The organism is Calyptranema fuscum S582 (assembly GCF_055793305.1).
In genome coordinates this window covers 20,459-33,185 of record NZ_JBSLYH010000029.1, presented here as the reverse complement: position 1 = coordinate 33,185, position 12,727 = coordinate 20,459, and the positions used below count along the sequence as shown (strand labels likewise).

Here is a 12,727-nt window from a genome sequence, read left to right as displayed (position 1 = left end):
TGAATTTTAAATGCCGATACGCGAGTGAGTTGCTTCATTTTTGCCAATGCTGACAGGCTGAATACGGCGATATCTGAACGCATAAGCATAAAGGTGTCAATCACCGTCCACCCCCCCCTTGTGAGAAACTGTCCACCGTTCTAATAAATTGAAGGGGATAGTTAAAGAAGGTAAAGAGTGGAGACAAAATTGTGCCGATCGTATCTGTGACTCCGGTGATAGCAGATCGACCGACGATAATGACATCATTATTGCGTAGCATCGGATTTGAGGCTTCATCAATGCCTCCAGCAAAGTCAATGGGCACTCTTCGCTCGGACACCGTGCCATCGGGGTTTAGCCGTACCAATCGCACGGAACCCCGGCGTGCCCGTGTTGTAAAGCCACCTGCGGCTAATACCGCCTGATTAAGGGGGGTATTGGGAGGTAGGGAAACTGCACCCGATCGAGTTACCTCACCGACCACATTGACTTGGATAGTATCAGGAGAAAAGCTAGCAGATGCCAGCGTGGCAGCTTCGGCTGGGTTTATCTCAGGAACGCTAGGAACATAAATGGTATCTCCTTCTTGCAAAATCACGTCTTGTTGAAGATTTCCTGCCTGAAGCAGATCCCATAAATCGACTGGGATAACTTGTTCACTGCCTTCCCGAGTCGGACGCCGAACCTCGATATGGCGAATATCTGCCAGCGGTTGAATGCCACCGGCTACTTGCAGGGCACGGGTAACGGTGGGTAATAACTCTGCACTGGTGCCCGTGGTGCCACCAGGGGCACCAGCTTCTTCACTGGTTCTGGTACTGCCGGTGACGGTATAGGGACCCGGTCGATAGACTTCGCCCACGATCGCCACGTTAATAGATAAGCCTTCGTCAGAGGCAAAACTAGCCTCGGCAAGTTGCGAAACTTCTGCGACGTTGACATCGGTTGATGTGGGGATAAAGACCGTGTCGCCATCTCGCAAGGTAATGTCGTGCTGGATGTTGCCGGTTCGCAACAGTTCCCACAGATCGACCTGCATAGTCTGGGTTCTACCGTTTCGTTGGCGGCGTTGAATCTGAACCTGTCGCAGATCCGCCGAGAGAGTAATGCCTCCGGCTGTTTCTATCAGATTGGTCAATGTCGGAAATTGAGACCCTTCTATGGTCAGAGTGTAGGAGCCGGGATGGTTCACTTCTCCGGCAATGCCAATTTGCAAAGGACGGCTTTCTAGCAGAGTAACGGTAATGACGGGGTTTCTCAGGATGTTGCTATAGGCGATCGCGATCGCATTGGCAGCTTCTTCGAGCGTCATGCCGTCAACCGAAATCGAGCCAACCCCAGCCAGATTGATTGACCCATCTATTAATACATCGCTATCGCCGCTGTACTGGGTCACTTGCAAAATATCAATATGAATGCGATCGCCAGCTCCTAATGTATAAGCCACTTCAGCACCAGGCGGATAGGCTCGTGTGGTGCGTTGTAGGGGATTGGGTTGAGGGATTTCAGTTGCCTCAGCAGACAGGCAGGTTGTACCTACTAACGCTGATATCGAAAGCCCAGTCGTCAGTAGTGGAAGGAGCCACCCAGAACAATTAGGAAACGTCATGGAAAATCTCTACAGTTCTCTTTATGGTGTCTGTCTTAATCTTCACGGATGGGAGTAGTCAATCCGCTCAGCAATCACTTACAGGTGACAGATCGGCTGACAAACAGTATGGTTCATCAATCGGGGTGTTCATCAACCAGAGGGTTAAGGATGCAGATCCTTTAGCTTAATATTGTGCTGGTTTTGGTAAAAAGCTCTAGAAAAATTCTGTTACTTGCAAGAGCTTTACATAATTTTTTTGAAAAGCCTCTGTTTATAAAATATTTGTTAAGAAAATGGAGTCCAGGCATCTGTTCCATCGTAATTACACTTATAAATTTTTTGTTCACCTTTTTAATCCTCTTTATATTTTCAGTAGTTTTTACACTGTTCATCAATCCTTATTTGCGCGGTATTGCTAAACCCCGGTATGTAGTGGAATGACAAACCTTTGGTTTACGGTTCCAATGCGTGCCCAAAACCAGCAACACCCTCTGTTATCTTCTGCGTTTAAACTAACCCTGCTTATTGTTGCAAGGCTTGCTCAGTGTATTGAGCTCGAGATTCTAAACGTGTGTTAGAGATTCCCCGTAGATTCACTGTTGTCCGGGAGTCTTCCGGACATTTCCCGTTAAAACCGATCTAGAGGGGTGGTCAAGAGGCAACACACGCTTATTAGACTCTCCTCTAAAAACTTTAAATTTTTGAATGATACCGTCTCTAATAACAGTGCGACGAATTGAAAGAGGGGATGAAGGGGGCAACGCTCCCTTCGTGGAGGTACCCCCCCTACCCTCTCTGAAAAAGTTGCCGCTTTATATTCAATCGGTATAAGCATCAGATGAGTGGAATTGTACTTAGGATCGTGGATTTAATAAAACCCACTTCTTTTTGAGAGAGCGGCGGCGAAGCCGCCGCTCTCTCAAAAAGAATGACAGGTTAATTAATCCGTCATTCTTACCTAATTGCAAGCCCAAAAGCCAGTGCTGCGGATATTCACCATAGAGAGCCGTCTTATCCAGGAACTATGAATCATCTGCCAGATTTTTCTCCCTACGGTTATCAGGTTGAGCGAGAGCTAGGTGCAAATCGTGCAGGGGGTCGAGTCACGTATTTAGCGACCGTCTTGGACACCCACAGTCCTGTAGTCATTAAGCAATTTCAATTTGCCAAGACTCATTCAACCTGGTCAGAGTATGATGCTTATCGGCGTGAAATCGAGGTGATGCAAGGTCTAGAGCATCCGGGCATCCCCCGTTATCTAGACTCCTTTCAAACGGAAGATGGCTTTTGCATGGTGCAAGACTATAAAAAAGCCCAGTCGCTAAGAACGGCTCGAAGCTTCAATCAGTCTGAAATTCGTCAAATTGCGACGGCGTTGCTAGAGATTTTGGTCTACCTGCAACATCGGATGCCCCCCATCATTCACCGAGATATTAAGCCCGACAATATTTTGGTAAATGAGCACATTGAGGTCTATTTGGTTGACTTTGGCTTTGCCCGCATTGGCGATGGCGAAGTCGGCGTTAGCAGTGTGGTTAAAGGCACGTTAGGGTTTATGCCGCCCGAACAACTCTTTAATCGGCAGTTGACCGAAGCCTCCGATTTGTATGGCTTGGGGATGACGCTGATTTGTTTGCTGACCGGCACTCGCAGTGATGACATTGGGAATCTGGTCGATATCAGTTATCGGGTGAATTTTAAGCAGTTGTTGCCGAAACTGAATGTTCATTGGGCGAACTGGCTAGAGAAAATGGTGGAACCCCGATTAAAAGATCGATTTCCCAATGCGGCAGCGGCGTTGTCCGCTATGCCAACGGCGGCAATCCAACTGCCGGAGGTGCGTCTGAGTCAATCGGCGATCGAGCTAAGAGCGGTGCGATCGGGCGATCGCCTGGTTCACAACGTCCTGATCAGTAATGCTGCTGCTGAAACCGAGATTGAAGGCTCGTGGGAAGTGGCACCCCACACCAGCGATCCGCCGCATACGCCCGATTTCCATCCCTGGATTACTGTTCACCCTGCCCAGTTTTCTGGCAACTCGGTTGAGTGTGAAATTGCGATTAATACTCAACCCTTGATGACGGGCAAAACTTACCATCGCAAACTGTTGCTGCACACCAATGCCACGGCTAAAACCTATACCGTCGATTTACATATCCAAACGGCACCCGTCCCGACCCGCAGCCGTACCTTGCCCTACGGATTGCTAACGTTAATTGCCGCATTCTCAGCCGTTTTATCGTGGATTTTGGCGTGGGTTTCGCTGGTGGTCGGTACAATTACAGGGTCTCCAGCCACGGCGGGGTTTGGTTTGGCATTTGGGATGGCTGTTGGGTTTGAACTGGCAGCCTGGATGCTGATGATTGCCCGCCTGCAAATTGGCACCAATATTGTGATTAAAATTGGCTTCATTATTGGCTTAGGAACTTTGTTGGGAGCCTGGAGCGGAACTGTAATTAATGTGGGTAGCTTGATTTTAGGTGCCTTAATCGCGGGACTGGTAGGCGGCACGATTCTCGGCATTACGATTGGGATGGTGGTTGAAAACTTGATATCTCGGAGTTTGCCACGTCCGTTAGCTATCTTATCAGCGCTACTTACGCAAGCCTGGGGCATCAGTTTGGGGGCAGGCTTGGCGATTGGTTTCTTACATCCTTTAATATCTGCGATCGCCATTTTCACAAGCTTTGCCTTAGCGGTTCTGGTTGTTTATGCGCCAATGCAGAAACTCCGGTTGACCTCAACCCAGCATCGGGCAGAGCGCCATTTGATCAAGCCATGATGCATACCTGTCCTGGAGTGTAGGAAGGCAAAGCACATCTATTCAGCACTCTGGATGATGAAAATTAAATAAAGTTGTTTGGTAAAACTACCGATTCTGAAATGCTAATACTACCCTTGGGAATGAAAGCAACGGGATGCTCATGCCTTAGATCCATAGCAATGTTCAATCACCTGAAGTCCACAATGTTGTGATATGGTTCTACGCAATCTAGTTAGGACATTGGGGGGGTGGGGGCGGTGCCCCCACGCAGGGGTTCCACCCCTGCACCCCGTCCTAACCCTAATGCGTACCTCTTTTATGAAGTTGCGCCAAACCAGAACCCCCTGTAGTCCCCTTAGCAAGGGGGACGGCGACAGCCGGGGGTTAAATAAGACGCAGCTTCACATTAAATCGGTATGAGAGAGCCGCGCTCCGCGCGGCTCTCTCACGATCACCTCTTTTCAAATATCCTTTTATAGTCAGACAACTCAGAGATAGCGGAGAGTGATGAAAAATACGGGAACAGATATAGGAGTATGGGATGAAGGAGGATTGGATGAGAAACATGCGAGAGGATTGGATGGTCAAATGCTTACAACCTGGTGCTACTGATTTGAGGGTGCATTTACGAGGGAAACCGCAGGGGTCTCCTGCAAATGTACCCCTGGAGTTCAGCAATACTGACAAAACAGTACAACCCAGAGAACGTAGCTAGATTGGCTTGCTTTGCTCTCCAGGTAAAGCGTCAGGGCTGCACGCTGACATCCTCTCTACCAACTCCCATACCCCTTTGACGATTTCAATTACACCTAAGGCTTCTTATCATGTCCTATCTGCAAGAAAAACAAGTCGCAATTGCAGCTGTGATTGCTGCATCAAAATTCTGTGAACAGATTCGTCAAGAAATTGTACCAACGGCAATTGAAAAACAAGATAAAAGTCCCGTAACGATCGCTGATTTTGGTTCGCAAGCGTTGATCTGTCGGGCGATCGCAGATACGTTTCCAGATGATCCGATTGTGGGCGAAGAAGACGCTGCCGTTTTACGGCAAGCAGACATGACTGAACGTCTGGCACAGGTGACTCAGTTTGTTCAAGGGTACGCCGCTGATGCGACTCCTGAATTGGTCACACAGTGGATCGATCGGGGTAATGGCAACGTTAGCGATCGCTACTGGACACTCGATCCGATTGACGGTACTAAAGGATTTTTGCGACAAGATCAATACGCTGTTGCCCTCGCTTTAGTCGAACACGGCGAGATCAAAGTTGGCGTCTTGGGTTGCCCTGCCCTCCCGGTTGACCCCTCTGATCCAAATAGCGCCATTGGTGTATTATTTGTGGCTGTTCGGGGGGAAGGAGCGATCGCCATGCCACTGGCTGGAGGCGAGCCACAGTCGATTCGGGTCATGGGTTCCAGTGATACTAGCAATCTCCGGTTTGTCGAAAGTGTGGAATCTGGACATGGCGATCATTCTCGTCAAGAGGCCGTTGCCCAGGCAGTCGGCATCACTGCGGCTTCGGTGCGGATGGATAGTCAGGCTAAATATGGAGCGGTCGCACGCGGACAAGCCGCACTTTACCTGCGTTTGCCATCCCCTAAAACCCCCGACTACCGCGAAAAAATTTGGGATCATGCGGCTGGGGTCATCGTAGTCGAAGAAGCCGGGGGTAAGGTAACTGATATCAATGGCAAGTCTTTGAACTTTGCTCAGGGTGCGAAATTGGCGGATACTCAAGGCGTAATTGTCAGCAATGGTGCCATTCACGCAACTGTGCTCGAAGCCCTTAAAGAAACAGTTAAGAGCTAACGTTATCTGAGCCATCCAATCCTGTAAGGGCTTAGTATTTGGGCAAGGATTTTTGAGGTCAATCAAGGATTTTTTACCCAATGCTAAGTCCCTACCAGGGCAACACAAATTGGGTTAGAACGTTGATTATGTAAGCCCGAAGGGCTTACATAATCAACGTTTTCTATAACTTAGGATCGTGGATTAAATCAGATGATTTTGACGGGTTGGATCGTGGAGTACCATGCTCAAGGAATGGAGTATGAAACCTGGCTGATCTTTCAAGATCGTACCTATGCCGAAAGTCGCGATCGCGGTTGGCGATTAGAGGGCATGCATCGTCTGGGTCTGGGGCAAGCGTTAACGATCCTGGATGCCAATGGCGAGATTCTATGGTCAGGCACCCTTCAGCCTAAACGAATTGGGTTCTTGAAGCTGTGGCACATTACGCCCGATCATCCCCAGTGGGCACCCGATGGCGTGGAGCTAGACCAGTGGCTGTCCTGGTTCCAGCATCAGCCCCCGCTGGAGGCAATTTTGAAAACGTCTTAAATTCTGTTTGAGAGAGCGACGGCTCCGCCGTCGCTCTCTCAAACAGAGTTGGGTTTGATGCAATCGCCCAACCATTAGCGTTGCCAACGTCTCAGACTGTTGCGTAAATGTTGCGTAAATCCATCACTCAGTAGTGTTAACGCTAGGATGGAAGTAGCTAGAGTTAATAGCGGAGGTTCAGCCATGTTTTTACTGAACAAGACCTCTCAAACGCTGGTAGAAGTTCTATCGATTCCAGATCTATTTGATCCATTTATGTCTAGTGTTATGGCACGATGCCATGCCGGGGAAGAACTGCAAGATCCAGAACCGTATGTGAAAGCTGATTTACAGTTTCCATCGGGTGAACCGTTGCCTCGCTGCTGGATCGATCCAGACTATCGGAGGATGCCCAGTCCTGCGATCGCTGCATAATTATCTGGCGTATCATCATCTGGCATTGGTCTGACTCAATTTTGTTAAAGCCTAACCCTAATTTGTTGTGTGGTAAACTTTGCACCACACAACTTTTTTATTGTATTTTTCAATTGTCTAGAGTTTATCAAGTTCGCTTAATCAATCCAGCGATCGGGCTAGATCAAACGATCGCTGTTCCCGACGATCAATACATTTTAGATATGGCAGAAGAAGCGGGTCTGCGCTTACCTGCCGGATGCCGTCAGGGTGAATGTTCTGCCTGCATCGCCAAGTTAGAACATGGCACTATTGACCAGCACGAACAAAAATTTCTGCGTCCGTCTGAGTTGCAAGCCGGATATACGGTCACCTGCGTTGCCTATCCCCGTTCCGATTGCACCTTGCTGACCCATCAAGAATCTGTTTTATTTAACGCCTCGTTGTATAGCGATCGCAATGAAACGTAGCGGTTCTTATCGCGATCGCCAGCAAACCGTATCGCTTAGAACAGTTTCGCAGTACAACTCAGGGGAATCTAGTTGCTAGTGATGACCACTAAGGATGGTGGATTAAATCAGATCGACTATTGAATCGTTTGTAGGGGCGAACGACTGTTCGCTCGTAGAACCAATCATCGACATTATTAATTCCCATTCCTGAGTCAGTACAGAGCGATCGCTTTATCTCCTGGACGAATGTATGAGAATTCTGCTGGTTGAAGACGATATCCAACTTGGGGAGGCGTTATCGGAAGCGCTCAGCGATCAACACTATATCGTCGATATTGCCCGCGACGGTGAGTCAGGTTGGGAGCAAGCCATGTTGCTGCCCTACGACTTGTTGTTACTGGATGTCACCCTCCCCAAGCTCGATGGCTATAGTTTGTGCCAGCGCTTACGCACCAAAGGCTGCTATTTGCCCTTAATGATGCTGACGGCTCGTGACACCAGTGCAGACAAAATCACAGGCTTAGATGCCGGAGCCGATGATTACGTCGTCAAACCATTTGATTTACCCGAACTTCTCGCCAGAATCCGTGCCCTGCTAAGGCGCGGCAGCTTTGCCACATCCCCTCTACTGCAATGGGGCAACCTCAACCTCAACCCCAGCACCTATGAAGTCACCTATCAAGACACCCTGCTGCGCCTCACCCCCAAAGAATTTTCGATCTTAGAATTATTGCTGCGCAACGGTCGGCGTGTCCTCAGTCGAGCAGCCATGATCGAGCATGTCTGGTCACTCACCGATCCACCCGAAGAAGATACCGTCAAAGCCCATATCAAAGGCTTACGCCACAAACTCAAATCGGTCGGTGCCCCCGATGATTTGATCGAAACCGTTCATGGCTTAGGCTATCGCCTCAAACAGCTTTAGCCAACCGCGATTTTATAAAATTTTAGAGGATGAATGCAGGACTTGATTCCTTGGGCGGTTAGGTCAGCATGACGAAATCTAATAAACCCTACATAGTTTGGGTTTCACTTTACTCAAAGCAATCGCTAGCAATAAAGTTTGCTGGTCAATTAACTAGCCTGTTTGCTAGGAAACTAACACTGTAGGTTTATTCATTAATAGAAAATTTTTGCTTTTGCTTAAGTTTATCTCCTACTTCCCAATCATAGGCAATTCTTTTGCATGCATCTTCAGTAAAAAGTGGAGTTATCATTATCAAGTCGTACTCATCCAGTTCTTCAAGAAAACGCTTAACATTCATATCAATAGGATCTGTAGGGGCAAAATGATCGCCCATAACTGCAAGATCTACACGTTCAATAATTTCATCACGCAGATATTCATTGCTCTGACGAACAATTTCTAGGAAACAAACATCAGGTAATTGAACAATTTCTACTATCTCAATATCTGGCTTTAAATACTCATTATATTTTTGTTTAAGGCTTGGCAAAATATCAACACGGTTAAAAAGCTTTGTCTCTTGAACATGATAAGTGAGAGCTTCTTCTTGTAGTGCCCGAATAGCTTCACGAACTGGAATCCGAAAGAATTCTCTGTTTGAGCTAACGCGATAACTGGCAAAGCGCTTATGCAACCGACTCTCAAGCAGTTCACAATCAGAAACCAACTCATCATAGACCACAATAAAAGGGGTTGGGATTCCTGTACTCCATAACTGTTTTGCTCTATGTTCAGGAGTCTGTGTAGTTAATCCAATTTTGATCTGGTCAGGGAAAGACGGATTGAGCAAAATATAAACAAAACCTTGAGCCATATATGCTGTGTGCAGTACAAGCTAAATTAGCTTCCATTAAACTTAATAAAGATGTCGCTTAATACATTTTTAAGTAGTCTAAATATTTATTGGTTACCTAAAAATAAACTCTACAGATAATTGTAGTTTGATTCAACATGAACGTGAACTGAAAACTATCGCTTACCTCTCCAATCAATCACATAAATAGCTTGACTACTTATCCAAGTGCTTAAAGGAATTTAAAGTGATGGCGATCGCATTTGTTGCATAGGGTTTTTCCTCTTCCCTCTTTACCCTTCATTTTTCACTCTTAGGAAGGGCGATCGCCCTCTATCGCATTTAAGTTTTAAATCAAGACGAGGTTTAGTAAATATAAATAGCCTGTCCAGCGATGAGTAGTGCGACTGTCAGACTCAGTGCCCAAATATCGAGAGTGCTGCCTTTGGGCATCTCTGCAACGGGTGGCAAGCCACTATAGCCCCTCGATAGCATTGCCTGATGAATGCGATCGCCACGTTCGTAGGTGCGAATAAATAACGAACCAATCATATTTCCTACAACCATGCGTTGCCAGTGACCACTTGCGGTTAAGTTGCGGGCAGCAGATGCCCGACGCATGGCACTAAACTCATCGATTAAAACACTGAGATAGCGATACATGGAAGCAAAAATGGCGATGAGTAAGGGTGGCACTTTGAGGATCTCTAACGCTCGCAATAAAGCCGGGATGGGGGTCGTCAAGATCAAGACATTGAGTAGGGTCAGCGAAAGCATGGTTTTTAGTGTCACGCTTGCCAATGTGGTCAGCCCGACGGATGTAATTTGAATGATGCCCCAGCTCCACAAGACAGTGCCCCCCTGGTGAAACAGGGTGCCCAAGAGGATCACCGCGACAAATGCAAATTCAACCGCAATCCGGCGGAGTAGTGCGGGCAATGTTACCTGGCTGATCAAAATTACGGTGATTAGCCCTGCTGCGTAAGTTGCCCATGTCCACCAGTGTCCATTCGTCGTTAAGGCGATCGCAAAAACAGACAAAACCGTACACAGAACACGGGTCTGAGGAGCTAACTTATGCCACAGGGAAGAACGCTGGCTGTCTAGATCGAGATGAAACGCTCCAATATGGAGTAGTAGCATGGCTAGTAAATTCGAGGGTAGAGATAACGGGCAATCGGGCAGATCCACAGCTGCTTGGAACCAGAGGGGCGATGGGTTGCAGTTCTGCACTTCGTATAGCGGTTCTGCGATCGCGTTGAGATAGGCGATCGCATCGGGCTATAAAACGCGTTCATTTTGAGCAAGCAATGGCTTTGCCATTGCTTGCTCAAAACGTTAAGGATTGCGGATGAGTGAACCTGTAGGTTTCCTGAGAGCGACGGCGGAGCCGTCGCTCTCAGGAAACATGTGACAACGTTAATAGCCCCCTAAATCCCCCAATTCTGGGGGACTTTGAGCAATCTGGCTCCCCCCGAATTGGGGGTTGGGGGGCAAATTCGTACGTCTATTCAGCGAAGCCTAAAGATGTGATTAATCGCGTCTTCACCAGAAGTCACCCCAACATGGATGAGAAGCAGGAGGTGATACAATCCACAATCCTCAGGAATGGGGCAAATCCACAATCCTCAGGAATGGGGCAGTGATTCCGATGGAGGTGTCTTTTTCACCAAAAGTTTGCCGCATCCCCAGGCAACCCCGAAGGTGACTAAGGTGCCCAATAAGCCAGCCATGGATGTTGCCACACTATCGGGCGCTCCTTTGAGTTCGTAGCCATCAAATACTTTGGCAAATGGCAATTGACGGGCGGGAGCGTCAGCTAGTTCTTTATCTGTAAACTCTAAATCTTCTGCAACTCGGTTCAAGCCATCGGGGTGGGGGCTAGCAAAGGGAGAAAGAAAAACAGCAATCAAAACGGCACTGCCTAGCCCAACCAGTACAAAAGCCAGGTTGGTTAGAGTCGATGAACGATGATGCATGGTGAAATCCTCTGCGTAAAGGGGGCTATGGTGAAATGTTTCAATAGAGGAACCTTCTGCCCATGAATCCTGAGATTGGATAGGCAAAAGCAGGTCTCAAAAATTAGCCCTGTCATCTATCGAGTGATCAGGGGTTGGGTAGACCTGACAGAACGACGCGGCGGATCAAACAGCAAATCAGGGCGAGTTCGCCAAACATAGCTGGTTGCCATGAGTGTAATGATGGCTTCACCGACGCCAATCAGGATATGCCATAGCAACATTGCTGATAGCCCAATAGTTAAGGGAACGGTGCCCGATAGTGCTAGCTGTAGCGCACAGAGTATGGCAGCAATGACCACACTAGACCAGGAGGCGATCGCCACACCGAATGCCATCCCTCGCCAAGTATTAAATCCAGTCACCGAGCGGATTGCTTTGTAAAGGTAGTACCCTCCAAAGGTGCCTATCAGACCCATATTGACGACGTTAGCGCCCAAGACCGTTAAGCCCCCATCTTGAAACAAGGCTCCCTGGACGATGAATACCACCGTCATCACTAATGTTCCTGCCCAGGGCCCCAGCAACACGCCTGCTAATGTACCGCCCATCAAATGCCCAGAGGTGCCCCCCGGTACAGGAAAATTAATCATCTGTGCAGCAAAAATAAAAGCAGCACAGACACCCATCAGCGGCACGATGCGGTCTTGATATTCCACTTTGACCCGATTTAATGACAACGCAATAAGGGCGATCGCGATTAGCCACGTGACCAGACTCACTGGCAAACTTAAGAAACCATCCGGGATATGCATTGCCAAATGGGGTTGCCCGGCAGGCACGCTAAACACGACAGGCAGAAAACCCGGAACAAATCTTTCAACCATAATGCACAATACTTCGTCAGCAAAATTTATGGACAATCGCCGCAATGGGGACAAAAATGGGGACAAAAATTTAGAAGTTTGTTTTTGCAAGCACGGCGTTGCAACACTTACAAAAATGAATCTTCCGGTTTATCAAATCCACGATCCTAATCAGCTTTAATCAATAACAGGGAGTGAGAACCTATCCGGAACGTTGATTTTTCGTACCGTTCGGGCGCGCAAAATTAACTCCTCTAACCACTTTTCAGATAGGTTCCTAGTATGTATCTGCTTTAGTAAACTAAGTTGAATCCAAAAATTCAATCCTCTAAGGGGGGATAAACACCTAAACTTAACCGAGAATTAAGGTTTCCTAGGATAGATGTTGGTTTAGAGGCATCAACTAACTAACCCGTAATTCTCTTGAAACGAATTGGGACATGGCGTAATCCAGCGATGAAAGTTGGGGTAATCCCGGAAATGTACTGATTTTTTGTGTCGCGGGCGTCGCCCGCGACACAAAAAATCAGTACATGAATATCACTACCCACCTTGGTATTGTGTCTTTGTTAATGTGTCTGAATTGTGTCTGAACTACCCTATAACCGATAGGACGTGC

Annotated in this window: 12 protein-coding genes; 6 read left to right on the top strand and 6 right to left on the bottom strand. The window is 47.7% G+C overall.

Going from position 1 to position 12,727, the window contains the following annotated elements; all coding sequences use genetic code 11:
* Positions 1-100: 100 nt before the first annotated feature.
* On the bottom strand, positions 101-1,591 hold the full coding sequence (locus tag ACR6Z4_RS19075) for an SLBB domain-containing protein (protein ID WP_479718898.1): 1,491 nt from the start codon (positions 1,589-1,591) through the stop codon (positions 101-103).
* A 1,006-nt stretch (positions 1,592-2,597) separates the two neighbouring features.
* Here ACR6Z4_RS19075 and ACR6Z4_RS19070 point away from each other — a divergent pair.
* The 6 genes from ACR6Z4_RS19070 (at position 2,598) to ACR6Z4_RS19045 (ending at position 8,449) form a co-directional block, all read left to right on the top strand.
* Positions 2,598-4,355, top strand: a complete 1,758-nt coding sequence (locus ACR6Z4_RS19070; RefSeq protein WP_479718897.1) for a protein kinase domain-containing protein — start codon at positions 2,598-2,600, stop codon at positions 4,353-4,355.
* An 806-nt stretch (positions 4,356-5,161) separates the two neighbouring features.
* Entirely contained in the window at positions 5,162-6,148 is a 987-nt protein-coding gene (locus tag ACR6Z4_RS19065; RefSeq protein WP_479718896.1) for a 3'(2'),5'-bisphosphate nucleotidase, read from the top strand.
* A gap of 192 nt (positions 6,149-6,340) precedes the next feature.
* Positions 6,341-6,679 (top strand): hypothetical protein, encoded by a 339-nt coding sequence (locus tag ACR6Z4_RS19060; RefSeq protein WP_479718895.1) that lies wholly within the window; start codon positions 6,341-6,343, stop codon positions 6,677-6,679.
* A gap of 183 nt (positions 6,680-6,862) precedes the next feature.
* Complete coding sequence (locus tag ACR6Z4_RS19055; protein ID WP_479718894.1) at positions 6,863-7,093, top strand: acetyltransferase; 231 nt, start codon at positions 6,863-6,865, stop codon at positions 7,091-7,093.
* Positions 7,094-7,206: 113 nt separating this feature from the next.
* Positions 7,207-7,542: a 2Fe-2S iron-sulfur cluster-binding protein gene (locus ACR6Z4_RS19050; protein ID WP_479718893.1), complete on the top strand. Its 336-nt coding sequence runs from the start codon at positions 7,207-7,209 to the stop codon at positions 7,540-7,542.
* Positions 7,543-7,774: 232 nt separating this feature from the next.
* Entirely contained in the window at positions 7,775-8,449 is a 675-nt protein-coding gene (locus tag ACR6Z4_RS19045) for a response regulator transcription factor (protein WP_479718892.1), read from the top strand.
* A 187-nt stretch (positions 8,450-8,636) separates the two neighbouring features.
* Here the strand turns inward: ACR6Z4_RS19045 and ACR6Z4_RS19040 are convergent, their stop codons facing one another.
* From ACR6Z4_RS19040 to cbiM, 5 genes are all read right to left on the bottom strand, one after another.
* On the bottom strand, positions 8,637-9,305 hold the full coding sequence (locus ACR6Z4_RS19040) for a GIY-YIG nuclease family protein (protein ID WP_479718891.1): 669 nt from the start codon (positions 9,303-9,305) through the stop codon (positions 8,637-8,639).
* Positions 9,306-9,650: 345 nt separating this feature from the next.
* Positions 9,651-10,427, bottom strand: a complete 777-nt coding sequence (gene cbiQ / locus ACR6Z4_RS19035; RefSeq protein WP_479718890.1) for a cobalt ECF transporter T component CbiQ — start codon at positions 10,425-10,427, stop codon at positions 9,651-9,653.
* Between the two features lie 2 nt (positions 10,428-10,429).
* Complete coding sequence (locus ACR6Z4_RS19030) at positions 10,430-10,582, bottom strand: hypothetical protein (protein ID WP_479718889.1); 153 nt, start codon at positions 10,580-10,582, stop codon at positions 10,430-10,432.
* 330 nt (positions 10,583-10,912) lie between these two features.
* A complete protein-coding gene (locus tag ACR6Z4_RS19025; protein WP_479718888.1) occupies positions 10,913-11,263 on the bottom strand; it encodes a PDGLE domain-containing protein in 351 nt (116 codons plus the stop codon).
* Between the two features lie 116 nt (positions 11,264-11,379).
* Positions 11,380-12,129, bottom strand: coding sequence for a cobalt transporter CbiM (gene cbiM / locus ACR6Z4_RS19020; protein ID WP_479718887.1), 750 nt, complete (start codon positions 12,127-12,129; stop codon positions 11,380-11,382).
* Between the last annotated feature and the right edge of the window lie 598 nt (positions 12,130-12,727).

What these genes read in the sequence shown, in the direction of transcription:
- ACR6Z4_RS19065 (WP_479718896.1), top strand. Translation starts at nt 5,162, where the DNA reads ATGTCCTATCTGCAAGAAAAACAAGTCGCAATTGCAGCTGTGATTGCT.
- ACR6Z4_RS19025 (WP_479718888.1), bottom strand. Translation starts at nt 11,263, where the DNA reads ATGCATCATCGTTCATCGACTCTAACCAACCTGGCTTTTGTACTGGTT.
- ACR6Z4_RS19075 (WP_479718898.1), bottom strand. Translation starts at nt 1,591, where the DNA reads ATGACGTTTCCTAATTGTTCTGGGTGGCTCCTTCCACTACTGACGACT.
- ACR6Z4_RS19060 (WP_479718895.1), top strand. Translation starts at nt 6,341, where the DNA reads ATGATTTTGACGGGTTGGATCGTGGAGTACCATGCTCAAGGAATGGAG.
- ACR6Z4_RS19055 (WP_479718894.1), top strand. Translation starts at nt 6,863, where the DNA reads ATGTTTTTACTGAACAAGACCTCTCAAACGCTGGTAGAAGTTCTATCG.
- cbiQ (WP_479718890.1), bottom strand. Translation starts at nt 10,427, where the DNA reads ATGCTACTACTCCATATTGGAGCGTTTCATCTCGATCTAGACAGCCAG.
- cbiM (WP_479718887.1), bottom strand. Translation starts at nt 12,129, where the DNA reads ATGGTTGAAAGATTTGTTCCGGGTTTTCTGCCTGTCGTGTTTAGCGTG.
- ACR6Z4_RS19030 (WP_479718889.1), bottom strand. Translation starts at nt 10,582, where the DNA reads ATGAACGCGTTTTATAGCCCGATGCGATCGCCTATCTCAACGCGATCG.
- ACR6Z4_RS19040 (WP_479718891.1), bottom strand. Translation starts at nt 9,305, where the DNA reads ATGGCTCAAGGTTTTGTTTATATTTTGCTCAATCCGTCTTTCCCTGAC.
- ACR6Z4_RS19045 (WP_479718892.1), top strand. Translation starts at nt 7,775, where the DNA reads ATGAGAATTCTGCTGGTTGAAGACGATATCCAACTTGGGGAGGCGTTA.
- ACR6Z4_RS19070 (WP_479718897.1), top strand. Translation starts at nt 2,598, where the DNA reads ATGAATCATCTGCCAGATTTTTCTCCCTACGGTTATCAGGTTGAGCGA.